This window comes from Glaesserella parasuis, from assembly GCF_017352235.1.
Taxonomy (GTDB): domain Bacteria; phylum Pseudomonadota; class Gammaproteobacteria; order Enterobacterales; family Pasteurellaceae; genus Glaesserella; species Glaesserella parasuis.
On sequence record NZ_CP071487.1, the window covers coordinates 847,065 to 872,826 of the forward strand.

Genomic DNA, 25,762 nt, shown 5'->3' on the forward strand with positions numbered 1-25,762 from the left:
AATTAATTGGTGCGAGTGTCTAGCTCGCACCAGTATTTACAGTGTAATAGAGAACATAGTAGCTAAGAATACCAAAAATCATTTTTAGCTACCATATCTCTATTTCTTCCAAATCCGTGTCTGATAATCACGAATCGAACGGTCTGAGCTAAACATACCCAAACGAGCCGTATTAAGAATCGCAGATTCAACCCAAGCGGTTTGATCTTGATAACGTTTTGCGACTTCTTTTTGAGCTTCACGGTAGCTTGCAAAATCTGCTAACACACAGAAATAATCTTTGTTTAACAGATCATAAACTAACGGTTCAAAGGTATCTTTATTACCACCTGAGAATGTGCCGTCCGCTAATGCATCAATTGCTCGTTTTAATGCAGGATCTTGCTCATAGTACGTTTTAGACACATAACCTTTTGCACGCAATTCACGCACAGATTCAACGGTATGTCCGAAAATCACGACATTTTCTTCCCCTGCAAATTCTGCAATTTCTACGTTTGCACCGTCTAATGTGCCAAGCGTAATTGCACCATTGAGAGCTAATTTCATATTGCCCGTACCTGACGCTTCTTTACCCGCAAGAGAAATCTGCTCAGAAACATCTGCCGCAGGAATGATTTTCTCCGCAAGGCTTACACGGTAGTCTGGTAAGAATGCTACTTGTAATTTACCTTGCATATCAGGATCGTTGTTAATCACTTTTGCCACAGCGTTGATGGCTTGAATAATTTGTTTCGCCATAAAGTAACCTGGTGCCGCTTTACCTGCAAAGATAAACAGGCGTGGTACAACCTCTTGTTGTGGGTTCTCTTTAAGCTCTTGATAAGTGGCGATGATATTCAACAGGTTCAAATGTTGGCGTTTGTATTCGTGGAAACGTTTAATTTGAACATCGAAAATCGCATTGCAATTCACTTTTAAACCAAGTGATTGCTCAATTTCTTTCGCTAATAGCTGTTTGTTTTGCTGTTTGATGTGATTGTAATCTGCTTGGAACTGTGGATCTTTGGCAAATTTCTCAATTTGAGCCAACAATTCAAGATCTTTCGTCCAGTCACCTTTGATATATTTATCTAACAACGCACTTAGTAATGGGTTTGCTTGGCGGATCCAACGACGAGGGGTAATACCGTTAGTTACATTATGGAAGCGACCTTTAAACAAGCGGTTATAAGCTGGGAATAAATCGCTTACCACTAAATCCGAGTGAATTTGTGCCACACCATTGACAGCAAAAGATCCTACAACACAAAGGTTTGCCATACGCACACGGTGGTTCATTAAGACCGCTGTTTCGTCCCACGCATCTGCAAATTCTGCTTCGCTAAATTCCGCTTTCACTTGTTGATAAAGCTCGTGGTTAATGCGGTCAATGATGATTAAATGGCGTGGCAACAATTTCGCGACGAGATTTTGATCCCACTGCTCCAACGCTTCAGGCAATAAAGTATGGTTGGTGTAAGCAAATGTTTTTGAACAAATTGCCCAAGCTCGATCCCAACATAAACCGTATTCGTCAATCAAAAGACGCATTAATTCAGGAATTGCAATCGCAGGGTGTGTATCGTTTAACTGGATCACTTCAAATTCAGGCAACTGCTCTAAGGTTCTGCCTTGTGCAAGGTGATTTTTTAGAATATCGGCAACAGAGCAAGCACAGTGGAAATATTGTTGCATTAAACGCAACTCTTTACCTTCTTGATGATTGTCGTTTGGATATAGCACTTTGGTTAATTTTGACGCATCAACCACTTTGCTTTCAGACTCAAGATAGTCGCCGTCGTTAAATTGATCAAGATCGAAGGACGTTTCGCTATAACCTTGCCATAAACGCAACGGCTGTTGAACCCCTTTATAACCCACTACAGGTAAATCAAAGGCTTTACCATAAATTGTCCACGCTGGTTTCCATTCATATTTATCACCGTCACGATGCCATACTTCGCCACCAAAGCCAACGGTTTGACGAAAATCTGGGCGATGATATTGTTGAGCGTAGAAATCACGGCTCCACGCATCGCCTTCTTCACGCTGTTCACCTGCCCAGCCAAAGCTCTGTTTGAATAAGCCGTATTGATAGTGTAATCCGTATCCCACTGCTGGCTGAGCAAGGCTTGCCATTGAATCTAAATAACAGGCAGCTAAACGACCTAAACCGCCATTGCCTAATGATGGATCACGCTCTTCTTCGAGAATATCGACTAAATTTTTACCATATTGAGCAAGGGCTAAATGGACATATTGATAAACGCTCAGACTCATTAAGTTGTTACCCAGTAAACGTCCGATTAAGAACTCCATTGAGAGATAGTTTACTTTGCGAGTGTTTACAAGCGGTGCGTTTTTAGGAAAATTTTGCAAAATCGCCTGTTGGCTGACTTCGGCAATGAATTGATACCATTGTTGTGTAGAAAGTTGTTCAGGTTTTAAAAAACGCTCTTCACAGTAGTTTTTCAACGACTGTTCAAACAGCGTTTGGAATTGTTGAGTAGATGACATAAAGACTCCAAATAAAAATTTTCAAATGGTATAGAGATTATGAATAAAATTGCGAGAGTTAAATCATTCTTTTAGAAATGAATGGGGGGGGACATCATAGTATGACATGTTTAGAACGGATAAATGGGATAGATTTTTCTCTATCCCATTTAAGATAATTTAAACATCTTTTGTTTTTTCTCCAGATTTATCATCTTGTTCGGGATCAAATTTTACAACGGGTACACAGCCTCGACAAGCACCTTGGTCAACGTCAAGATCTTTACATAACTCGTTGTATTTCTCTAATAATGTACGAAAAAAAGATTTAGATTCGCTACTCATATTTCACCTAACGAAATAATGTTCTGTATGAAGAAGTTTGCTTGAATTGACTTATAATAATAACAGCAAAAACGACAATATAAATAGAGAAAACCACAATCAACCATTGTGGCATAGAGAGATCTAAAAATTGCCAGACCACTTTTCCACAATCGCCTTTACCTGTAGCTTCAAAGAGATCTGGGAACCATTTGTTCAATGGCAATGTTTCAGGGAAATCTACAAAAGGTGAACACTGGTTCCACGGAGCAGGATTGAGCTGATAATCCGTATGCTTAATTGCAAGGCTTAAACCTTTTATTGAGCCAAATAAACCAAGTAATAATGCAAGCCAACGTACGAGCGTTTTGCGGGGGGCTAAAAAGCCGATAATCCCCGCAATTAAAATCGCCAATAGAGCTAATCGTTCATAAATACACATCACGCAAGGGTTTAGTCCCATTCCGTGTTGAAAATAGAGCGCAGCAGCTTCTAGTGCTGTACAGCTTGCAGTGAGAAGTAGCCAAGCACTACGACTTATTGATAGCTCTTTAAAATAAGTTAGCATACGGTTCCCTTTATTTTTAACGAGTGATTAACCAGCCCCACTCCGTCATTAATTTTGTTAATTGTGGCAGTAAAAATTCTAATGCAAAGAACCCTACTCCTGATAAAACTACGGTATATGGTAATGCCATATAGACCATTCGTCCATAGGATAAACGAATTAATGGTGCAATAGCAGAAGTCAATAAGAATAAAAATGCAGCTTGTCCATTTGGAGTAGCAACTGATGGTAAATTGGTTCCTGTGTTAATTGCGACAGCAATCAGGTCAAATTGTTCCCTACTAATAATGCCAGCTTGGAAAGCCGCTTTTGCTTCGTTAATGTAAACGGTTCCAACGAAAACGTTATCCGAAATCATTGAAAGCAATCCATTAAATGTATAGAACAGCACCAATTGTGAGCTTGGTTCAGCGGACAGAACAAATTGAATAATTGGATCAAAGAGTTTCAAATCTACAATCACGGCAACGATAGAGAAGAAAGCCACAAGCAATGCGGTAAATGGTAGCGACTCTTGGAAAGAACGTCCTAAGGCGTGTTCATCAGTGATACCACAGAAAGCTGTACAGAAAATAATAACAGAGAGACCGATTAATCCTACTTCCGCTAAATGCAATGCCAACGCAATGACTAACCAAACACCTGCTATGGCTTGAATAACCAATTTCATTCGGTCTCGTTTTGTCATCTCTTGTTCTTTACGCAAGTTATAATGGGCTAATACCACCCAAACTTTACGCGGCAAGCGGTCACCATAACCAAAAAGTTTGTATTTTTCTACGAGATAACAGGTTGCAATACCTGATACAAGCACAATGATACTAATTGGAGCTACCCGTAAGAAAAATTCCCCAAATCCCCAATCAGCTTGAGCAGCAATAATTAAATTTTGCGGTTCACCGACCATTGTCATCACGCCACCTAACGCACTACCTACTCCAGCGTGCATTAATAAGCTACGCAAGAAACCACGAAATTGTTCTAAAATTTGTTTGTTTGTAATTAATTTATCATTTGAAGCATCATCGGACTCATCATCGTCCAAAAGCCCACCTGATGCGACCTTATGGTAAACTTTATAGAATCCCATTCCAACACTAATAATCACCGCAATTACCGTTAAAGCATCGAGGAATGCAGATAAGAATGCCGCACTTAAACAGAAAGTGAGTGCAAGCATTTTTTTAGAATGGATGGAAATCAGTAGCTTAGTGAATGCATAAAGTAACAAGCGTTTCATAAAGTAAATGCCTGCCACCATAAAGATCAACAGTAAGACAACTTCAAAGTTAGCGAGGATTTCTTTTTTGATATGTTCAGCACTCGTCATTCCAATAACGATAGCTTCAATGGCAAGTAAACCACCTGGTTGTAGAGGATAACATTTTAATGCCATTGCTAACGTAAAAATAAATTCAGCCACTAATGCCCAACCAGCAACAAATGGACTAATGAAAAAATAGAGCAATGGATTGATAATTAAGAAGGCAATAATACAAGCCTTATACCATTCTGGTGCGTTACCGAGAAAATTTTTATAAAAAGCGTCAAGATTATTCATAGATTTAACTAAAAAAGTAAAAATGATTGTGGATTGTAATCTAGTTTAGATTAAACGATAATAGCCCAAGAGCCATTATATGGAAGGCAATATCATTTTTGATAAGTACATCACACTTTTTATTATTTATTTGAAGTATTTCTTCATTTTTTGAGATAAATCAATGAATCAATCAGACATTTTAAGAGCCCAAAGCCCAGCAGCCCTTGCTGAAGAATATTTAATCAAAAGTATTTGGAGTAACCGCTTTCCTGCTGGTTCAGATTTACCTGCAGAGCGTGAACTTGCAGATATTATTGGTGTTACGCGTACAACGTTAAGAGAAGTTTTACAGCGTCTTGCGCGTGATGGTTGGTTGAGTATCCAACACGGTAAACCAACCAAAGTAAATAATATTTGGGAAACAGCGGGTCCAAATATCATTAGTACATTAATTCATTTAGATGAGTCTATCACACCTACGATTATTTCAAATGTTGTTTCGTTGCGTACTAGAATGGGGGAATACTTTATTCCCAAGGCAATTAAAGCTGATCATTTAGCTTCTTCGTCACTTTTAAAAGATCTTGAATCGCTTCAAGACACGGCACAAGCTTATGCTGAATTTGACTATAAGCTATATCGGGAATTTACCTTTATTGCCAATAAGCCTGTTTATGGGTTGATTTTAAATAGTTTTAAAGATCTCTATTTAAAAACGGCATCTTTATTTTTCTCCAATCCTAGCTCTCGTCAATTAAGTTTTGCATTTTATCAAGCACTTCGAAGCGCTTGTGAAACTAATGATTATGAAAAAGCGGTAGAATGTTTAGCAATGAGTCGTCAGCGTAGTGCAGAAATTTGGACTGAAATGTTAAAAATTTTACCGAAAAATTTTGGTGAATAAAACTGCTAAATAGTAAATTTTATATCATAAAAATCTATTGTGTTTTACAAATGGAGCATTTTCCACATACTGAATCTAATAGATTATGCTATAATTCTATGTAGGGTATTAACAATCCAATAATGGAAAATAGATAAGGAAATCGCCCTTGTCTATTTTCCATTATTAATTTAATTATTCGTTTTGGGAGGATGTATGAAAATCAAAACGTTACTAATGTGGGCAATTTCGGCATTTTTCGCTGTAATGCTTTCTGCTTGTAATAAAGAACCCCAACAAATTGCCTTTGAAGGTAAAACAATGGGAACAACCTACCATATCAAATATATTGATGATGGTAGCTTAACAAATTTACCTAAACCAGAAGAAGTTCAACGTCAAATGGATACGTTGTTAAAAATGGTAAATAACGAGATGTCCACCTATCAAAAAGACTCTCAAATTAGCCAATTTAATCAAATGAAAGAGGCAGATAAACCGTTTGAAATTGCCTCTGATTTTGCCAAAGTGGTCAAAGAAGCGGTACGTCTAAATAAAGTGACAGAAGGTGCGTTAGATGTGACCGTTGGGCCTTTCGTTAATTTATGGGGATTTGGACCAGATAAACGCCTAAATAAAGCACCAACGGAAGAACAAATTGCAGAACGTGCCACTTGGGTTGGTATTGAAAAATTAGTCTTAGATGATAATGCTACAAAAGCCACATTAACAAAAAAAGTACCAGAGCTTTATCTTGATCTTTCAGCAATTGCCAAAGGATTTGGCGTAGATAAATTAGCGGATTACCTTGAGCAATTAGGAGTACAACATTATCTTGTTGAGATCGGCGGTGAATTACGCGGAAAAGGACTAAATTTAAAAGGGCAACCGTGGCGTATTGCAGTTGAAAAACCTGAATTTGCTCAAGGAACATCAAGTCAAATTGTTGTGCCATTGCATAATTTAGGTATGGCGACTTCGGGTAATTACCGCAACTATTTTGAAGATGAACAGGGTAATCGCCTATCTCACATTATCGATCCAAAAGCGTTACGTCCGATTAGCCATAACTTAGCCTCAATTACTGTATTTGCACCAACCACAATGACTGCAGATGGACTTTCAACAGGCTTATATGTGTTAGGAGCAGAAAAAGCACTGGAAGTGGCAGAACGTGAAAATTTAGCAATTTTCTTAATTATCAAAAAAGGCGACGGATATGAAACTAAAATGTCGAGTGCCTTTGAAAAATTAATTAATCAAAAATAATAGGACAAAAAATGGAAACAATTTTACTGACCTTTGCTTTCTTTGTAGCCATTGTATTTATGATGTCAATCGGCTTTATTGTCAAAGGTAAAACAATTAAAGGTAGTTGTGGCGGTATTTCTGCACTAGGAATGAAAAAAGTCTGTGACTGCGATGAGCCTTGTGATAATTTAAAAGCAAAATTAGAAGCTGGCGATGAAGCTGCTAAAGCCGAATATGAAGAAAAATTTGCCAAGAAAGAGGCTCAGTTTTACGAAGTAAAATAATTTTTTCATCAATAGGAAGGAAAAATGGAGCAACAAGATATTCGCTGGAAACAGCGTTTTGAAAATTATCAACAGGCTGTTGCTTATCTAAAAGATGATGTAGAAAAGTATGCAGATACTGATCTTGATATTATCAAAAAAGGGATTATTCAAAGTTTTGAAATCGCTCACGAACTTGCTTGGAAAGTAATGCAAGACTATTTGAAATATCAAGGTCTTTTAGATGCAAATGGACCTAGAAACGTAACTCGAATAGCCTTTCAATATGAGCTTATTTTTGAGGGGCATCATTGGATGGAAATGTTGAATAGCTGTAATATGACAGTTCATATTTACGATGCTCAAATTTTGTTGAAAGAATTTGAAAAAATCGTTCACATTTACCTTCCCCTTTTCCTTGCATTAGAAAAGAGAATGATGGAATTATGGCAGAAAAGTTTGGATTAAATGAACAATCTATTAGGGTAATTACTGATATTCTCAAGAAATACCCCGAAATTGAGCAGGCGATTATTTATGGTTCTCGAGCAAAGGGTAATTATCGGATAGCTTCTGATATTGACTTAACTTTTAAAGGACCAAATCTTAATCAGAGCATATTGGGTAAAATCAGGTTAGATTTAGAAGACTCTAGCCTACCTTATCTGTTTGATCTTTCAATTTATCACGAACTGGCTCACGAAAATTTTATTCAGCATATCGACAGAGTGGGACAGCAATTTTATCAACGGACAGAACAACAATAATGAAATCAAAAACTTACCTACAACATTTTCCTGCACTTACCGATGAACAATTAGCGGAAAATGCAAAGAAAAAAGTGATCTGCGGAATGTCAGGAGGCGTAGATTCTTCGGTTTCTGCCTTTATTCTTCAACAGCAAGGCTACCAAGTGGAGGGCTTGTTTATGAAGAACTGGGAAGAAGACGATGATACGGATTACTGCACGGCGGCGGCAGATTTAGCCGATGCACAAGCCGTTTGCGATAAGCTGGGTATTAAACTGCATAAAATCAATTTTGCCGCAGAGTACTGGGATAATGTGTTTGAGCATTTCCTTGCAGAATATGAAGCTGGACGTACACCAAACCCTGATATTTTGTGTAACAAAGAGATCAAATTCAAAGCCTTTTTAGAATATGCTGCAGAGGATTTAGGGGCGGATTTTATTGCCACTGGGCATTATGTCCGTCGTCCACCGCTTGAACAACAGCCAAAATTATTGCGTGGACTTGATAGTAACAAAGATCAAAGTTATTTTCTCTACACCCTAAGTGAGCAACAAGTCGCACAAAGTCTTTTCCCTGTGGGGAATATTGAAAAACCGATTGTGCGAGCCATTGCAGAAGACTTAGGTTTAGCGACGGCGAAGAAAAAAGATTCGACAGGTATCTGTTTTATCGGTGAACGTAAATTCAAAGATTTCCTTGCTCGTTATTTACCTGCACAAGCCGGGGAGATTAAAACCGTCGATGGGCAAGTGATTGGTCGTCACGATGGCTTAATGTATCACACCTTAGGACAACGCAAAGGTTTAGGTATTGGTGGTGTCAAAGGGGCGAGTGAAAATGCGTGGTATGTAGTGGAAAAAGATCTGGTGAATAATGTGCTAATTGTCGCTCAAGGTCAGGATAATTCCGCGTTGCTTTCAAGCGGTCTGATTGCAAGCCAACTTCACTGGGTAGATCGTCAACCGATCCGTGAAAAACTACGTTGCACAGTAAAAACACGCTACCGCCAAGCGGATATTTTATGTGAAATCCAACCGCTTGATGACGAAACCATTCGAGTGATTTTTGATGAACCTCAAATCGCCGTTACCCCAGGACAGTCCGCCGTATTTTATCAAGGCGAAGTCTGTTTGGGTGGTGGGATTATTGAAGAGCAGTTGAAGTAATATCTCCTAATAGTGATATTGTGGAAGATAGATTTATGGCATAAGAATGGGGATAATAGACAAATTTGCTGCTAATATTTAGAAAAAATAAACATTAGTAACTAGTTTGTCTACTGTGCCCATTTGTCTGCCATGCCTAAGAATGGGCAACTTAGGTTTAGTATCTTAGCTTTTTAATGAGATTTGGAAATTAACTCATTTCATAGATAGAATCTTCTGCTCAATCCCTTTCGCATCTAACCCTAAATCCGCATAGGATTCGGCTTGCGTAGCTTGTGGGATAAAGAAATCAGGGATACCCAACATTAATAGCGGTTTGATTTTGCCGATATGTTGCAAGTATTCGTTTACTGCACTACCAGCCCCACCTTGAAGGGCATTTTCTTCAAGGGTGACTAATAATTCGTGGCGGTCGACAAGCTCTGCAATTAAGGCTTCATCTAGCGGTTTTGCAAAACGCATATCAACGAGGGTGTAATTATGGGCTTCTGCCACTTGTTTGGCTTCGTTTAATAATGCTCCGAAATTGAGAATAGCGACCTTTTTCCCCTGTTTTAACACTTTGCCTTTGCCGATTTCAAGGGTTTGCATCGGTTGAAGCTCAACGCCTTGTGCATTGCCACGCGGATAACGCACGGCAACAGGGCTGTTCATTGTGTAAGCAGTGTAAAGCATTTGACGCATTTCATTTTCATCACTTGGACACATTATCGTCATATTTGGGACACAACGCATAAAACTTAAATCAAATGCGCCTTGATGGGTCTGCCCGTCTGCTCCCACAATACCAGCACGGTCAATTGCAAAAATGACAGGTAAGTTTTGAATAGCCACATCGTGAATAAGTTGGTCATAAGCACGTTGTAGGAAGCTAGAGTAAATCGCCACCACAGGCTTGTAACCTGCAATCGCAAGCCCTGCTCCAAAGGTCACGGCGTGCTGTTCGGCAATCGCCACATCAAAATATTGTTGTGGGAAGCGTTTAGAAAACTCAACCATTCCCGATCCTTCACGCATCGCAGGAGTAATGCCGATAATTTTCGGATCACGCTCTGCCATTTCGCAAAGCCAGTCGCCAAAAATATTGGAATAGGTCGGTGCGGATTTTGTTTGTGGTAGCTTACCGCTTGTGTGGTCAAATTTCGGTACGCCGTGGAAGCCGATAGGGTCCTGTTCCGCTGGGGTATAGCCTTTGCCTTTTTTGGTTTTAATATGTAAGAACTGTGGTCCTGACATATTACGCATGTTCTTTAATGTAGATACTAACTCTTCAATATCATGCCCATCAATCGGGCCGATATAGTTAAAGCCAAGGGTTTCAAACATTGTGCCAACAGGCGAAACAAAGCCCTTAACGTGTTCTTCTGTTTTTCGCACAAACTCTTTGATCGACGGAATGCCTGAGAGCAGTTTTTTGCCCCCTTCACGTAAAGTACCATAAAGCGAACCAGTGAAAAGGCGAGCTAAGTGATTATTTAATGCTCCCACATTTTCTGAGATGGACATTTCGTTGTCATTTAAGATAACCAGCATATTGGTATGAATTGAACCTGCGTGGTTAATCGCTTCAAATGCCATACCTGCAGTGATTGCGCCATCACCAATCACACAGACCGTTTTACGCCCTGCGTTCTCTTTTTCTGCGGCAACGGCAATGCCTAAACCAGCACTAATAGAGGTAGAAGAGTGTCCAACGCTCAATACATCAAAAGGACTTTCTTCACGCCAAGGGAATGGGTGTAAGCCGTCTTTTTGACGAATAGTATGCATTTGGTCACGGCGACCCGTTAAAATTTTATGTGGATAGGCTTGGTGTCCTACGTCCCAGATAAGTTGATCGAATGGGGTCTGATAAACATAATGCAAGGCAACGGTCAATTCGACCACGCCTAATCCAGAGGCTAAGTGACCGCTTGTTTGACTGACGGACTCTAACAAATAGGCACGCAGTTCATCACAAAGAGGTTGAAGTTTATCTTTTGGTAATAAACGCAAATCATCAGGTGAGTTGATTTGACTGAGCAATGGATAGGTCTTTTGCATAAGCTTATCTTTAATCGTTGGGTGGGCAACTGCCCATCAAAAAAATCTATTATTAGGCTTTGAGTTCTTCAGTTAAGGTCGGTTGAATACTGTTTAAAATTTCTTTTAAAACACGACCGCTACCTGCCACTACATTACCTGATTTTAAGTAATCTGTACCACCAACAAAGTTGGTCACTAACGCACCTGCTTCACGAGCAATTAAATCGCCTGCAGCACAATCCCACGGTTTTAATCCGATTTCAAAGTAACCATCAACACGACCAGCAGCCACATAAGCTAAATCTAATGCTGCAGAACCAGTACGGCGGAAATCTGCTACGCCATTGTTCATCAAGGCTTCAATCATATTTAAGTGAGCAGTACGATGTTTTGCGACTTTAAACGGGAAACCTGTTGCTAACACTATGCCTTGTAAATCACGATGTTCATTACTAATGCGAAGGCGGAATTCATTTAATTTTGTACCTTCGCCACGCACAGCGGTAAATAATTCGTTACGAATAGGATCATATACAACACCTACCTCAGTACGACCATTCACACGAATAGCAATCGACACCGCAAAATGTGGCAAGCGTTTAACAAAGTTTGTTGTGCCATCTAATGGATCAATCACCCATTGTACATCGTTATTTGTGCCAGCTAAAACGCCTGATTCTTCGCCAACAATAGCATGATCAGGATACGATTTACGGATCACTTCAATAATGGCTGCTTCTGCTGCTTTATCAATTTCGGTAACATAGTCATTTGCGCCTTTTTGAGCAACTTGAGTGTCTTGAGGCACTTGCTCATAGCCTTTAGCAATAATATTGCCTGCTTTTCGTGCTGCACGAATAGCGATATTTAACATTGGGTTCATAATTCCACCAGATTTTAAAGAACATAAGAGGATTAGGATTATAGAGAAAGTTAGGGAATAAAGGAATAGGGCGACGAGATCAATTTGTTTTAAATAAGATTTTATCTGGTGTTGTGTAGCAGCTGCACAACAGCTAATTTTAAGAAAAGTTATGTAAGAGGGGATTTTCGCTTGTTTCCTCGTTAGATTGGTCAAAGGCAAGGAAATAGAGATCGAAGCGGATAGTCCCTATCCCTACAATTTAAAACTGGCTTTCAACTAAGATATTGACGTTTTTATCCGTACAGGAATAGAGCGTTGGCAAATTACTATTTTGCTTACGATAGGTAAATTGTAGCCCTAGGTGTTACTTCTAACCAATACCAATTGCGCTTCCATAGCGTTAAATTTAAGCTATATACTTTGTCAGAACGAACTTTGTCTAAATTGATGATTCCACCGAACTCTGTTTTTCATGTAAATAAGCTTAAAAAGCTCTCCTATTGTAAAAACGTTTACAAGTAAATGTACTGTGTTTTACAACAATTACAAATGTTTTCGTTTGCTTGATTTTGAGGCAATGTAAAGTAGTTTGTTGTTTTTGCTGCGGGTAATGAATTCTATTTATAATTAAATATATTCGTATTTTTCTGACAAATTTCTTGCCCCTAATCTACGAAAACTATAAAATTCTCCAATTAAAGTGGGAAAAAGTGGTGTTTTGTGGAATTTTTTCCAAATTTCCGAATCTCTAAGGTTAAGTGAGCAAAAAAATGTTTCGTGGAGCAACTTCAATCAGCATTGATAGCAAAGGGCGGATCGCTATTCCGACCCGTTATCGTGCCGAGCTTTTGGAGAGTTACCACGGGTCATTTGTTTGTACCGTAGATATTCGCCAGCCTTGTTTATTACTGTATCCGTTGCACGAATGGGAAATTATCGAGCAAAAATTGCTCGCTCTGTCTAACTTCGATCCTGCACAGCGTCGTATTCAACGGGTTATGCAAGGTTTTGCGACAGAATGTGAAATGGATTCTGCTGGACGGATTTTACTTAGCCCGACTTTGCGTCAGCACGCTCAATTAGAACAGCAGATTATGTTGGTTGGGCAGTTAAATAAATTTGAAATTTGGCAAGATCAACAATGGCAGAAACAGATTAGCGAAGATCTTGCAATTGGTAGCTCAGAAGAAATGCTTCATTGTGAGGCATTAAAGAACCTTTCTTTATAACAATAACGGATAATCAAAATGAGTGACTCACCCAAACATATTACGGTGTTATTACACGAAGCAGTTGATGGTTTAGCCATTAAACCCAACGGTATCTATGTCGATGGTACTTTTGGGCGTGGTGGGCATTCACGTCTTATTTTAAGCAAATTGGGTGAACAGGGTAGATTGATTGCGATTGATCGTGATCCGCGTGCGATTGCAGAAGCGAACACGATCACTGATCCCCGTTTTCAAATTGTTCACAGTGCTTTTTCATCCATTCCTGATATTTGTGACGAACTTAATTTAGTCGGCAAAATTGACGGTATCTTACTCGATCTTGGCGTATCTTCCCCACAACTTGACGAAGCAGAACGTGGTTTTAGTTTTATGCGTGATGGACCATTAGATATGCGAATGGATACCACCAAAGGCTTGTCAGCAATGGAGTGGTTAGCACAGGTGTCTGTTGATGATCTCGCTTGGGTGTTAAAAGAGTTTGGCGAAGAGCGTTTTGCCAAACGCATTGCACAAGCGGTCGTTTCTTACAATAAATCTGCAACTGAAAAAATTTCCCGTACTTTGCAACTGACCCAAATTATTGCAGATGCCGTGCCGTTTAAAGATAAGCATAAACACCCAGCAACTCGCTCTTTTCAGGCAATCCGTATTTACATTAATAGTGAGTTAGATGAATTAGAAAAGGCATTAAATTCAGCCCTAACTGTACTCGCACCTGAAGGGCGTTTGTCTATTATCAGCTTCCATTCTCTAGAAGACAGAATGGTAAAGCAGTTTATGCGTAAGCAGAGCAAAGGCGAGACGGTGCCGAAAGGTCTGCCGATTTTAGAAAGTGAGTTAAATAAGAATATTCCTTTAAAAACCGTCGGCAAAGCGATTATGCCAAGTGAAGCGGAGATTGAAGCCAATCCACGCTCACGCAGTGCGGTGTTAAGAGTTGCGGAGAAAAGATAATGTCGAGTGAACGCTATCCTTTACGTCAAGTGATTTTAGACGATTTAACTAGCCATAATAAAGTGGCGTTATTGCTACTTGTTGGGGTGGTGATTAGTGCTGTTGCAACGATTTGGATTACGCACCAAACACGTTTATTAACAGCAGAGCAGGGAAAATTATTGCAAGTAAAACAGAAGCTTGAAAATCAGTATGTTCATTTGCAATTAGAAGAAAATTCAAAAAGTCAGAAGTTTTTAGTCGAAGCTGTTGCTGAAAAATTTGGATTACAACCAGTTAAAAAAGAACAAGAAATCATTTTAGTGGAATAAAAATGAAAAAATCAGTGAAATATAACCCTAAAAATAAAAATACGATGGGAGATGAATTAAAAGAGGTAGATATTTCACCCCAGCCTAGTTTTTTGCCTGCCCGATTTGGATTTGTTTATCTGTTTATCGGTGTAATGGCCTGTGCCTTGATCGGTCAAAGTTTTTTCTTACAAGTCACTGATTCAGAACGTTTAATCAAAGAAGCAAATGATCGCTCTTTACGGACAAAAGAGCTTCCTTTTACAAGGGGGAAAATTTTAGATAGAAATGGGCGAGTGCTTTCAATTAGTGTGCCGATGTATTCAATTACGATTGATCCTAAAGAATATTTTGATACTAAACTTCGTCGTAATAAATCGTTATGGCGAGTTTTGGCTATGGAAATGGAGGCTTCAGCCAGTAAAATTGAAGCTAGTGTGAATCGTTTTATTAAAGAAAAACCACAGAATAAAGAAAATAAATATGATCCTAGAGCGATTTTAAACAATAAAAGTGAGGATTATTGGACATTACTCGCTCGTGCAACTGCATTAGATTACAACGTATTAATTCAACGCATACGCAATAATCCAAATTCTATGTTTTTACATTTGGAAAATGAGTATGCTCAGCTTGAACGCCAAAAAATGCAAGAGTTAGCCAAAGCATTAGGTATGAAATACAGCGTAATGATGGATAAACTTTATGCTTCAGCAAATCAACGTTTTTTATATATTTCTCGTCACGAATCAGATGTGATAGGAGATTATGCTCGAGCATTAAAAATTGATGGGCTTGTATTAAAAGCAGAAACTCGCCGTTTTTATCCTCTTGCAGAAGAAATTTCCCAATTAATCGGCTTTACCGATGTTGATGATAAACAAGGTTCGGAAGGAATAGAACGTAGTTTTGATAGCTTATTAGTGGGCAAAAACGGTAAACAGGTTATCCGCAAAGATGCTCGTGGCAATGTGATTGAGCATATTCGCGATGAGAAAAAATATGATCCGCAAGATGTGATGTTGAGCATTGATGAAGAACTTCAATCTATGGTTTACCGTGAAATCAAAAAAGCGGTGATTGAAAACAAGGCAGAATCAGGCACGGCTGTTTTAGTGGATATTCAAACGGGTGAAGTGTTAGCGATGGCAAATGCACCGTCTTTTAACCCAAATAACCGTGCAGAATTCAAATCTGAATTAGCGCGTAACCGAGTGATTACCGATACTTTTGAACCAGGTTCAACAGTAAAACCACTAGTGGTATTAACGGCACTGCAAAATAAAGTGACTTATCCAAGTGAAGTCATTAGCACAAGACCTTTTGTCGTTAATGGACATACGATTAAAGATGTTGCTCCTCGCGATAGTTTAACGCTGACGGGGATCTTACAAAAATCAAGTAATATTGGGGTCAGCCGTTTAGCATTAAGAATGCCATCAACCGCATTAGTCGAAACTTATAGCAAGGTCGGTTTTGGTAAAGATACAGGCTTAGGGCTTGGTGAACAACGTGGTACAAACGGGGATCGTAAACGTTGGGCGGATATTGAGCGTGCGGCCATAGCATATGGTTATGGTTTAAACGTAACACCGCTACAATTAGCCCGAGCTTATGCAACTTTAGGAAGTTTTGGGGTTTATCGTCCTCTTTCTATTACGAAAGTCGATCCGCCGGTGTTAGGTGAGAGAGCTCTACCTGAAAAGATAACGCGTGATGTCGTGAAGATGATGGAAAGCGTTGCGCAAAAAGGTGAAGGTGGAGAACGTGCAATGATTGATGGCTATCGTGTGGCGGTAAAAACAGGTACAGTCCGTAAGTTAGAAAAAGGGCAATACGTTAAAAAATATTTTGCCTACACTGCAGGTATTGCGCCTGCAAGTAATCCACGCTTTGCATTAGTCGTGTTGACCAACGAACCTAAAGCAGGCAATTACTATGGTGGTGCCGTATCCGCGCCATTATTCTCCAAAATTATGGGGTATACGTTAAAAGCGTATAATATTAAACCGGATAATCTTTCAGAAACTCATTAAGTGATTATAGTATGAAACGTTTACTTTCATTTTTCCCGGTACTTGAAAGCTGGGCAGAATTAAAAACCTTAAACAAAATGACCTTAGATAGTCGCCAAGTTGAAAAGGGCGATCTGTTTGTTGCCTTAAAAGGACATCAAGTCGATGGTCGTCAATTTATTGAAAAAGCGATTGAACAAGGAGCTGCTTTAGTTTTAGCCGAAGCGGATGATGATGTGCAAGCGGTAAGATTGGCAGAAAAATTTGCAAAAAATCATGAAAATCAGACCGCTTGTGTGCTGGAAGTGCCGAATTTACCGAAGCAACTTTCGGCGATTGCTGGAGCGTTCTATGGCAATCCGTCAGAAAAATTAACCCTTGTCGGCATTACAGGTACCAACGGCAAAACCACTACTGCACAGCTTTTTGCACAATGGCGAAACTTGCTTGGCGGTAAATCAGCGGTGATGGGAACCATCGGCAATGGGCTATACGGGCAAGTACAAGAAGCGGTAAACACCACGGGTTCTGCCGTTGAAATTCAACGCAACCTTGCGAACTTTGTCGAATTGGGGGCAGATTTCTGTGCAATGGAAGTCTCTTCTCACGGCTTGGCTCAATATCGTGCTGAAGCGTTAGACTTCGACTTGGCGATTTTCACTAACTTAAGCCGTGATCACCTTGATTATCACAACACAATGGAAGAATACGCCCAAGCGAAATTCCGCTTATTTGGCGAGCTTTCATCAAAACAACAAGTGATCAACGCTGATGATGAAATTGGGCGTGAATGGTTAGCAAAATTGCCTGAAGCCGTCGCTGTCAGCACCGACAGCCAATTCCAACCACAACAATCCCGTTGGATTAAAGCCAAAACGGTACAGTTTACTTTACAAGGTGCGACCATTGAATTTGAAAGTAGCTGGGGCAACGGCGAACTCAAAAGCCGTTTAATCGGGGCATTTAATGTCAGCAACTTATTAACTGCTTTCGCTGGTCTATTAGCTTTGGGCTACGATTTGCAAAAATTAGTCGAAACCGCACCGCTATTAAACGGCGTATGCGGACGAATGGAATGTTTAATCAGCGAAGAAAATCCTGAAGAAAGTCCGATGGTCATTGTTGATTATGCCCATACTCCTGATGCCTTAGAAAAAGCCTTAGAGGCTGCCCGTTTACATTGCGAAGGCGAATTATGGTGTGTCTTTGGTTGCGGTGGTGATCGTGATACAGGCAAACGCCCATTAATGGCACGCATTGCTGAACAGCTAGCGGACAGAGTGATTGTAACTGATGACAACCCACGCACCGAAGATCCTGATGTGATTTTTAACGATATTATGAAAGGTTTCCGCAAGCCAAAAGCGGTGCAGTCTATGCATATCCGTCAATATGCGATTGAACAAGCAATCGCCCAAGCCGAGCCAAAGGATGTGATTTTGATTGCTGGTAAAGGACACGAAGATTATCAAATTATTGGCACGAAGAAATATCACTTTTCGGATCAAGAGTGGGCGAGGAAGTTTTTGGGGTAGTTGGAATTTAATCTATTGCACAAAATAATTTGTAGATACCATAAGACACAACAAATTTTATTTCATAAATGTGTCTAAATTAAATGCTGTCTGTTTTTGCAAAACAGCCTGTGCAATAGTGACTAATTTACGCATTAAAGCCGTGATAATCACCATTTTAGGTTTGCCGCATTCAAGCAATCGCAGCACAAACGAGCGATATACGCTGTTTTTGTAGCTGCCAAAGGCAAAGTTCATTGCAGGGCAAAAGAGTGCCTTACGAATGTCGGATTGCCCGATTTTTGAAATACCAATAACGGTATTTAAACTTTTCCCCGAACTTTTAATCATCGGGGTTAAACCTGCAAAAGTGGCGGCTGCTTTCGCGTTTTTAAAACGATTTCCATCACCTAAATGGGCAATCAGTTGAACGGCGGTTGCAAAGCCAATAGCAGGAATAGTGCAAAGTAATTTTACATTGTTTTTCAATGTATTATCTGCATTAATGCACTGTTTAATTGTTTTTTCCAAAGCCTTAATTTGCGCTTTGATGAAGGCAATCATCTGCTGTGTTGAAGCAATGCAATCGCTGTCAAGCAACATTGTTAGCCGTGTTTTTTCTTGTGCCAACTGTTTTTTCAGGTGGTCAAGTTGGCGATTTTTACGCAACAATTCCCGTTGAGCAGGTGAAATTGGCTGATAAATCGGTAATTTATGACGCTTTTCATCGGCATAATCAGCAAGCATTTTTGCGTCGATTTTGTCGGTTTTAGAGCGTAAATTATCGGTTTTCGTGAAATTTGCACTGCATTTAGGGTTAATCACGCTAACGGTGATTTGCTGTTGGAACAGAAAATCTGCCAAAGCTTCGTGATAAATATTGGTGGCTTCCATCACGCAGTGAAAAGTTTCACCAAATGTATTGAGCCATTGCATAAGTGATTGAAATCCTTCTGGATTATTTTTAAACACTTTATGCTTATGTTTGCCATTTTGTAATTTAATGGCAACATCAAATTTAGCTTTGGCAATATCAATGCCAACGTAATATAATGGGTTATCCATTTGACCTCCAAACCTTGTGAATGCGGGCTACGGAAAACGTGCCTGAGATACCATTCGGGGTGATAGTGGATGAGAAAGTAGGCTTATATCTACACTACGTGCTTAATGGCACAAGGGGCGAAGCAACTCTACTTTCTCTATAACCCCATTATGAAGGTACTCGTAATGGGGTTTTCTTTTGCCCATATTCTAATACAAGGGGCAAATTACATTTGCCCCAAAAGCAATCATAAGGAAGAGGGGCTAATGTAATTAGCCCCTACAAAAGTAGATTTTAAATAGTCAAAATAATTTATAAGTAAATAAAGATGATAAAACAAACCACCCAACAACTCGCTCAAACCCTAAAGGGTAAACTACTCGGTAGTGGCGAGGTTGTTGTTGAAAACATCAGTACAGACACCCGTCAAGCGGTCGAAAAAGGTTTATTTTTTGCCTTAAAAGGCGAAAAATTTGATGCTCACGATTATGTAGAAAAAGCGATAGAACAAGGCTGTGTGGCGTTAGTCGTTGAGAGTGAATTGGCGGTGAATGTACCGCAAATTATTGTGGAAGATACTCGCTTGGCATTAGGGCAGTTAGCAAAATGGCTGAAAGCGGAAATTAACCCAAAAACTGTGGCAATTACGGGCTCTTCAGGCAAAACCACCGTCAAAGAGATGACTGCAAAAATTTTGCAAAAAGTGACCGCTTGTGAAGATCAGGTGCTTTATACCTTTGGTAATTTAAACAATGACTTAGGTGTACCATTGACCTTATTACGTTTAACCCCTGAGCATAAATTTACCGTGGTTGAACTGGGGGCGAACCACATCGGCGAAATTGCTTATACCACCGAAATTGCACAACCTGATGCCTGTTTAGTGAATAACGTGGCATCTGCTCATCTTGAAGGATTTGGCTCGTTGGCAGGTGTGGCTCAAGCTAAAGGTGAAATTTATCGTAGCTTGAAGGCTGGTGGTAAGGCGATTGTGAATTTAGCTCATTACTATCCAGAATGGCAGAAAGAGATTGGCGATCACGAGTTACAGTCGTTCTGCTACACCGGCGAAGATAAAGACAGCTATGCAGATTTTTGGGCGGAAAATGTTGAGTTACACCTCAATGGTTCACGCTTTACCTTACATACGCCACAAGGCGAAATTGAGATCAACTTGCCTTATCTAGGCGAACATAATGTGAGTAATGCGTTAGCGGCAACAGCACTCGCAATGGCAGTCGAGGCGGATTTAACTGCGGTTAAAGCTGGATTGGAACAGCGTTCAGCGGTTAAAGGGCGTTTGTATCCGATTGAAATTAAAGAGAATGTACTGTTTATTGATGACAGTTACAATGCCAATGTGGACTCAATGAAATCTGCGGTATCAGTGTTAAAACAGTATCCGGCTTTCCGCATTTTTGTGGTGGGTGATATGGCGGAACTTGGCAAAGACAGCCCAGCTTGTCACCAAGAAGTCGCTGATTTCGTTAAACAGGCGAAGCTCGATTTAGTGGTCAGCTTCGGCAAAGAGAGTGAGGTGATTAGCGGTAATTCAGCTCACCACTTTAATGATAAAACAGCAATGGCGGCGTTTTTGCTCCCGAACATTTTGCAAAAAATCGAACAAGATCAACCGCTTGTATTATTAGCAAAAGGCTCTCGTAGCCAAAAAATGGAAGAAGTAATTGCTTCCTTATGTCGTTCTTTTGATGTTTCTTTTTAAGGATTAGCTTATGTTAGTTTGGCTTGCTGAATATCTGGTGCAATACAACACCGTGTTTAACGTGGTGTCGTACATTACTTTCCGTTCTATTATGGCGTTATTGACAGCGTTAATTATCGGCTTGTGGATTGGACCAACGGTCATTCGCCGTTTACAAATTCTCAAATTTGGACAGGAAGTTCGCCACGATGGTCCTGAAAGCCACTACAAAAAACGGGGTACACCAACGATGGGCGGTATTATGATTTTATTAGCTATCTGTGTGAGTACGTTGTTATGGGCGGATCTGCGTAACCCCTATGTCTGGTTTGTGCTATTTATCCTATTTGGTTATGGGGTTGTCGGTTTTGTAGATGATTATTGGAAAATAGCCCGTAAAAATACCGATGGCTTGATTGCTCGTTGGAAATATTTTTGGCTATCGGTGATTGCCTTAGTATCTGCTTTTGGTATGTATGCGATTGGTAAAGATACCGCTGCTACCCAGTTAGTTGTTCCTTTCTTTAAAGATGTGATGCCACAGCTTGGCTTATTCTATATTGTTCTCACCTATTTTGTGATTGTCGGAACCAGTAATGCAGTGAATTTAACCGACGGCTTAGATGGCTTGGCAATTGTGCCGATCATTATGGTCGCAGGGGCATTTGCATTAATTGCGTGGGCAACGGGGAACTATAATTTTGCACAATATCTGCACATTCCTTATATCAAATATAGCAGTGAATTAGTGATTTTATGTACGGCAATTGCAGGGGCAGGTTTAGGTTTCTTATGGTTTAACACTTACCCAGCACAAGTCTTTATGGGGGATGTCGGTTCATTGTCACTTGGCGGTGCATTGGGGGTGATTGCCGTATTAGTTCGCCAAGAATTATTACTAGTGGTGATGGGCGGTGTCTTTGTGGTTGAAGCCTTATCGGTGATTTTACAAGTTGGATCGTACAAACTTCGCCAAAAACGTATTTTCCGTATGGCACCGATCCACCACCACTTTGAACTTAAAGGCTGGCCGGAACCACGTGTTATCGTGCGTTTTTGGATTATCACCTTAATGTTGGTGTTAATTGGATTGGTGACGTTGAAATTACGTTAATTAATGTAGCAACTGTGTTTACACACAAAAAAGTTATTCAATTTTGACCCACAGATTCTGTGGATAAGTAGCGTGTAGCATCCCATTTTTCATTGCGTCTAACCAACGCATTCATAATGGTTAGCAGTTTACGCATACACGCCATAATAGCGACTTTCTTCGCTTTGCCTTTTGCAACCAATCGGGTGTAAAAGGCTTTAAAAACAGGTTCAAAGCGAATTGCCGATAGTGCTGCCATATATAAGGCATTACGAACAATCGCTCGACCACCATAGCAAAAGGATTTTCCTTTCCATTGACCGCTTTCCTGTGGATGCGGAATAACGCCAACGAGTGAGGCAATTCTTTTGCTGCTTAGCTTGCCTAATTCCGGCAGGCTTGACATCATCACGGCGACGCAATTTTTGCCAACGCCTTTGATGTCTGAGATAAGGTCAGCTTTATCACTAAAATGCTTACTTTGGTCGTCGATATCTTTATCAAGTTCGGCGATTAATTTATCAAGCATTTCAATGTGTTGTTGGATATTGTCCAACTGGGTTTCGTGGCTTTGTTGCAAACGATTTAGCTCTGCTACTCGCATATCGACAAGCTGACGACGGCGAACCACAAGGGCTTCCAGCTGTTCTTCTTGCTCAGAAAGCGGAACATACAACTGATGCTCTACTTCGCCTTTAAGCTCACAAGTGAGCCCATAGAAAGCGAGATTAACCGCATCTTTTGCATCGGTTTTGGCTCTCGTTTGAGATTTTGCAAACTCACTGGCTTTCAGTGGATTAGCAATAAATACACGATAACCTGCTCGAGCAAGGGCTTTTGCCACGGGGATTTCTAATCCACCCGTTGCTTCAAGCGTTATCAGAGCCACATTAAACTGGCTTAAATAGTCCAAGGTATGTTGAATACCTTTGGCGTTATTGGTTTCGGTTTTGGTCTTTTTCTGATGGGAAAAACCAATCACGAAATTGCGTTTAGCAACATCAATACCACAATAAATCGGAGCGTTCATCGGTAACCTGCCTTGTATTCGGGTTTATATTTCAACTGTTCGGTTTTGCTGATGAAGTTATCCACGCCTACGCTACAGAACGAGTTTTAGCTCTAGGGACACCCAAGCTGTGGATAACGTTATGGTTTATGTTGCTAGTTTACTATAATTTTAATATACAAGGGACACACTGCGTGTGTCCGTTACAGTTTTACCAATCGAGGAATAATGAAAATAAAGCGGACACACGCAGTGTGTCCCTACATCTGAAAATACCGTTTCTAGAGAACAACAAAATGCAAAATCAATATCAAGGCAAAACCATCACGATTATCGGCTTAGGCACAACAGGCTTATCTTGTGTCGAATTTTTTGCGGACAAACAGGCTCAAGTGCGAGTGATTGATACCCGTGCAAATCCTGCTGGGGTAGATAAATTATCGAGGGATATTCCACTGCATACAGGCAGTTTAAACCTTGAGTGGTTATTAAGTTCTGATTTAATTGTGATTAGCCCAGGACTTGCCTTAGCAACGCCAGAAATTCAGCAAGCTATTCAAGCAGGTGTGGAAGTGGTTGGCGATATTGAGTTGTTCTGCCGTGAAGCAAAAGCACCGATTATTGCGATTACAGGGGCAAATGGTAAAAGTACGGTAACGACTTTGACAACGGAAATGGCAAAACAAGCAGGTATCAAAGTCGGTATGGGCGGTAACATCGGCGTGCCTGCCTTGAGCTTATTGAAAAGCGATTACGAACTTTATGTATTGGAATTATCAAGCTTCCAGTTGGAAACGACTTATTCCTTAAAAGCGAAAGCAGCAACCATTTTAAATATCAGTGAAGATCATATGGATCGTTACAATAACTCCGTTGAAGAATATCGTGCAGCAAAATTGCGTATCTATCAAAATGCGGAAAATATTATTGTAAATGGCGAAGATCCACAAACTTTCCCAGAGCAAGCGATCAGATCTTTGAAAAAATTTGCAGAAAAAGATGCAGAATATACCGCTTGTAATGGTGAACTCTATTCTGGCGATGAAGCAGTTATTGCGATTAATGAGCTGAAAATCACGGGTCGTCACAATGTGATGAATGCCTTGGCTTCAATGGCATTGGCGGAAGCGGCTGGTGTTGCTCGTTCAGGGATTGTGAAAGCCCTACAAAGCTATTCAGGATTAGATCACCGTTTCCAGCTAGTACCGACGAATGATGGCGTACGCTGGATTAACGACTCAAAAGCCACGAATGTCGGCAGTACTGTGGCTGCATTAAATGGTTTACAAGTCGAAGGAACGCTTTATCTGTTGTTGGGTGGCGATGGGAAAGATGCTGATTTTTCTGAGTTAAAACCTTTTATTAATCAGCCAAATACAGTCTGTTACTGCTTTGGAAAAGATGGGGCGGAACTTGCCGCTTTAACTCAAAATAGCGTTTTAGTGGAAACAATGACACAAGCTGTCGCACAAGTTCGTTTACTATTAAAATCAGGCGATATGGTGCTACTTTCACCAGCCTGTGCCAGTTTAGATCAGTTTAAAAATTTTGAAGAGCGTGGCAGACAGTTTGTGGCGTTGGCTCAAGGGGTTATCTAATGCTAGAAAAAATTCGGATTGAGTGGGATAAGTGGACAAGATTAACGCCTGTTAATGCACTCTATGATCGAACATTGGTGTGGTTATTTCTCGCATTGCTGATCATTGGATTTGTTATGGTGACTTCAGCCTCTATTCCTGTGAGTAGTCGGCTACACGAAGACCCCTTCTATTTTGCGGTGCGAGATGGTTTTTATGTTATCGCATCTATTTGTGCTTGTACTTTCTTTGTTCAAATTCCAAGTAAACATTGGGAAAAGTATAATGGTTGGTTATTTATTTCAGCCCTACTTTTGCTTGCAATTACATTGTTTGTTGGAAAAACAGTAAATGGGGCAACACGCTGGATCCCTATCGGTCCTATTAATTTCCAGCCTGCAGAATTAGCAAAATTTGCGGTGATTTGTTACTTTGCGAGCTTCTATGTAAGAAAATTTGATGAAATGCGACAAAAAAGCATTAGTTTCATTCGCCCTATGGTAATCCTGATTTTATTTAGCTGCTTGTTGCTGGCTCAACCTGATTTGGGAAGTATAGCGGTGCTTTTTGTGCTGACATTTGCAATGCTTTTTATTATGGGGGCGAAAGTCTTACAGTTTATTTTTCTTGGTATCACAGGCGTTGTAGTCTTTGCTCTATTAGTTTTAACATCGGAATATCGCTTAAAACGCGTAACTTCTTTTATGGATCCTTTTGCTGATGCTTATGGCGATGGTTTCCAACTATCTAACTCACAAATGGCTTTCGGGCAAGGTGAGATTTGGGGACGAGGCTTGGGTAACTCCGTACAAAAATTAGAATATTTACCCGAAGCACACACTGACTTTGTAATGGCTGTTATTGCTGAGGAGTTTGGATTAGTTGGAATTGTTGTCGTTGTGCTATTATTACTCGCTTTAACTTTTAGAGCTTTAAAGGTTAGTCGGGAAGCGTTAATGTTAGAAGAGCGATTTAAAGGTTTTTTTGCTTTTGGTATTGCAATTTGGATTTTTATTCAAGGCTTTGTAAACCTTGGTGTTGCTTCGGGGTTACTGCCGACCAAGGGCTTAACTTTCCCATTGGTAAGCTATGGTGGTTCAAGTTTAGTGATTATGGCGATTGCAATTGCGGTATTAATTCGGATTGATTACGAAAACCGCTTGGATCGAATTGGTCATGCACATTTCAGCGATGATTAATATTGGAAAATAAT

General features: G+C 40.1%; 24 protein-coding genes. 15 read left to right on the plus strand and 9 right to left on the minus strand.

Going from position 1 to position 25,762, the window contains the following annotated elements; genetic code table 11:
* Nucleotides 1-99: 99 nt before the first annotated feature.
* From glgP to nhaB, 4 genes are all read right to left on the minus strand, one after another.
* A complete protein-coding gene (gene glgP / locus J1G47_RS04335) occupies nucleotides 100-2,499 on the minus strand; it encodes a glycogen/starch/alpha-glucan family phosphorylase (RefSeq protein ID WP_207326779.1) in 2,400 nt (799 codons plus the stop codon).
* 159 nt (nucleotides 2,500-2,658) lie between these two features.
* Entirely contained in the window at nucleotides 2,659-2,823 is a 165-nt protein-coding gene (locus J1G47_RS04340; RefSeq protein ID WP_005711342.1) for a DUF5363 domain-containing protein, read from the minus strand.
* A 7-nt stretch (nucleotides 2,824-2,830) separates the two neighbouring features.
* Nucleotides 2,831-3,370, minus strand: coding sequence for a disulfide bond formation protein DsbB (dsbB, locus tag J1G47_RS04345; protein ID WP_005711340.1), 540 nt, complete (start codon nucleotides 3,368-3,370; stop codon nucleotides 2,831-2,833).
* 16 nt (nucleotides 3,371-3,386) lie between these two features.
* Entirely contained in the window at nucleotides 3,387-4,931 is a 1,545-nt protein-coding gene (gene nhaB, locus J1G47_RS04350) for a sodium/proton antiporter NhaB (protein WP_005711338.1), read from the minus strand.
* Between the two features lie 163 nt (nucleotides 4,932-5,094).
* Here nhaB and fadR point away from each other — a divergent pair, with 163 nt between their 5' ends.
* From fadR to mnmA, 6 genes are all read left to right on the plus strand, one after another.
* Entirely contained in the window at nucleotides 5,095-5,817 is a 723-nt protein-coding gene (gene fadR, locus J1G47_RS04355) for a fatty acid metabolism transcriptional regulator FadR (RefSeq protein WP_005711336.1), read from the plus strand.
* Nucleotides 5,818-6,012: 195 nt separating this feature from the next.
* Nucleotides 6,013-7,065, plus strand: coding sequence for an FAD:protein FMN transferase (locus J1G47_RS04360; RefSeq protein ID WP_005711334.1), 1,053 nt, complete (start codon nucleotides 6,013-6,015; stop codon nucleotides 7,063-7,065).
* A gap of 11 nt (nucleotides 7,066-7,076) precedes the next feature.
* Entirely contained in the window at nucleotides 7,077-7,331 is a 255-nt protein-coding gene (gene nqrM, locus J1G47_RS04365) for a (Na+)-NQR maturation NqrM (RefSeq protein ID WP_021109364.1), read from the plus strand.
* A gap of 24 nt (nucleotides 7,332-7,355) precedes the next feature.
* Nucleotides 7,356-7,778: a nucleotidyltransferase substrate binding protein gene (locus J1G47_RS04370; protein WP_026916556.1), complete on the plus strand. Its 423-nt coding sequence runs from the start codon at nucleotides 7,356-7,358 to the stop codon at nucleotides 7,776-7,778.
* Entirely contained in the window at nucleotides 7,757-8,077 is a 321-nt protein-coding gene (locus J1G47_RS04375; RefSeq protein WP_016528186.1) for a nucleotidyltransferase domain-containing protein, read from the plus strand. Before J1G47_RS04370 ends, J1G47_RS04375 begins: the two co-directional genes overlap by 22 nt.
* Complete coding sequence (mnmA, locus tag J1G47_RS04380; protein WP_207326780.1) at nucleotides 8,077-9,228, plus strand: tRNA 2-thiouridine(34) synthase MnmA; 1,152 nt, start codon at nucleotides 8,077-8,079, stop codon at nucleotides 9,226-9,228. Before J1G47_RS04375 ends, mnmA begins: the two co-directional genes overlap by 1 nt.
* Nucleotides 9,229-9,423: 195 nt before the next feature.
* Here mnmA and dxs read toward each other — a convergent pair whose 3' ends face one another.
* From dxs to J1G47_RS12200, 3 genes are all read right to left on the minus strand, one after another.
* Nucleotides 9,424-11,271, minus strand: coding sequence for a 1-deoxy-D-xylulose-5-phosphate synthase (dxs, locus tag J1G47_RS04385; protein WP_207326781.1), 1,848 nt, complete (start codon nucleotides 11,269-11,271; stop codon nucleotides 9,424-9,426).
* 52 nt (nucleotides 11,272-11,323) lie between these two features.
* Nucleotides 11,324-12,136, minus strand: a complete 813-nt coding sequence (gene suhB / locus J1G47_RS04390; protein ID WP_207326782.1) for an inositol-1-monophosphatase — start codon at nucleotides 12,134-12,136, stop codon at nucleotides 11,324-11,326.
* 317 nt (nucleotides 12,137-12,453) lie between these two features.
* Nucleotides 12,454-12,570 (minus strand): surface lipoprotein assembly modifier, encoded by a 117-nt coding sequence (locus J1G47_RS12200; protein ID WP_075620685.1) that lies wholly within the window; start codon nucleotides 12,568-12,570, stop codon nucleotides 12,454-12,456.
* A 318-nt stretch (nucleotides 12,571-12,888) separates the two neighbouring features.
* Between J1G47_RS12200 and mraZ the strand changes: the two genes are divergently transcribed.
* Genes mraZ through murE form a run of 5 tightly spaced genes read left to right on the plus strand, consistent with a single transcriptional unit; the run spans nucleotide 12,889 to nucleotide 18,144 of the window.
* Entirely contained in the window at nucleotides 12,889-13,347 is a 459-nt protein-coding gene (gene mraZ, locus J1G47_RS04405) for a division/cell wall cluster transcriptional repressor MraZ (RefSeq protein ID WP_021116667.1), read from the plus strand.
* Between the two features lie 18 nt (nucleotides 13,348-13,365).
* Nucleotides 13,366-14,304, plus strand: a complete 939-nt coding sequence (gene rsmH, locus J1G47_RS04410; RefSeq protein WP_207326783.1) for a 16S rRNA (cytosine(1402)-N(4))-methyltransferase RsmH — start codon at nucleotides 13,366-13,368, stop codon at nucleotides 14,302-14,304.
* A complete protein-coding gene (gene ftsL, locus J1G47_RS04415; RefSeq protein WP_035490396.1) occupies nucleotides 14,301-14,615 on the plus strand; it encodes a cell division protein FtsL in 315 nt (104 codons plus the stop codon). The genes rsmH and ftsL overlap by 4 nt, the downstream gene beginning before the upstream one ends.
* Before the next feature lie 2 nt (nucleotides 14,616-14,617).
* Nucleotides 14,618-16,630 (plus strand): penicillin-binding transpeptidase domain-containing protein, encoded by a 2,013-nt coding sequence (locus J1G47_RS04420; protein WP_407926574.1) that lies wholly within the window; start codon nucleotides 14,618-14,620, stop codon nucleotides 16,628-16,630.
* A gap of 11 nt (nucleotides 16,631-16,641) precedes the next feature.
* Nucleotides 16,642-18,144, plus strand: a complete 1,503-nt coding sequence (murE, locus tag J1G47_RS04425) for a UDP-N-acetylmuramoyl-L-alanyl-D-glutamate--2,6-diaminopimelate ligase (RefSeq protein ID WP_207326784.1) — start codon at nucleotides 16,642-16,644, stop codon at nucleotides 18,142-18,144.
* A 57-nt stretch (nucleotides 18,145-18,201) separates the two neighbouring features.
* On the opposite strand, the gene J1G47_RS04430 is transcribed toward murE, so the two are convergent.
* Complete coding sequence (locus tag J1G47_RS04430) at nucleotides 18,202-19,188, minus strand: IS110 family RNA-guided transposase (protein WP_005714908.1); 987 nt, start codon at nucleotides 19,186-19,188, stop codon at nucleotides 18,202-18,204.
* A 308-nt stretch (nucleotides 19,189-19,496) separates the two neighbouring features.
* Between J1G47_RS04430 and murF the strand changes: the two genes are divergently transcribed.
* Together murF and mraY are read left to right on the plus strand one after the other, a co-directional pair.
* Nucleotides 19,497-20,891 (plus strand): UDP-N-acetylmuramoyl-tripeptide--D-alanyl-D-alanine ligase, encoded by a 1,395-nt coding sequence (gene murF / locus J1G47_RS04435; protein ID WP_207326785.1) that lies wholly within the window; start codon nucleotides 19,497-19,499, stop codon nucleotides 20,889-20,891.
* Nucleotides 20,892-20,901: 10 nt separating this feature from the next.
* A complete protein-coding gene (gene mraY / locus J1G47_RS04440; protein WP_207326786.1) occupies nucleotides 20,902-21,984 on the plus strand; it encodes a phospho-N-acetylmuramoyl-pentapeptide-transferase in 1,083 nt (360 codons plus the stop codon).
* Nucleotides 21,985-22,021: 37 nt separating this feature from the next.
* Here the strand turns inward: mraY and J1G47_RS04445 are convergent, their stop codons facing one another.
* Nucleotides 22,022-22,993, minus strand: coding sequence for an IS110 family transposase (locus tag J1G47_RS04445; RefSeq protein ID WP_012621529.1), 972 nt, complete (start codon nucleotides 22,991-22,993; stop codon nucleotides 22,022-22,024).
* Nucleotides 22,994-23,268: 275 nt separating this feature from the next.
* On the opposite strand from J1G47_RS04445, the gene murD reads away from it, so the two are divergent.
* Both murD and ftsW read left to right on the plus strand, forming a co-directional pair.
* Nucleotides 23,269-24,570, plus strand: coding sequence for a UDP-N-acetylmuramoyl-L-alanine--D-glutamate ligase (gene murD, locus J1G47_RS04450; protein ID WP_071610122.1), 1,302 nt, complete (start codon nucleotides 23,269-23,271; stop codon nucleotides 24,568-24,570).
* Nucleotides 24,570-25,748, plus strand: a complete 1,179-nt coding sequence (gene ftsW, locus J1G47_RS04455) for a putative lipid II flippase FtsW (protein WP_207326787.1) — start codon at nucleotides 24,570-24,572, stop codon at nucleotides 25,746-25,748. Before murD ends, ftsW begins: the two co-directional genes overlap by 1 nt.
* Nucleotides 25,749-25,762: the final 14 nt, after the last annotated feature.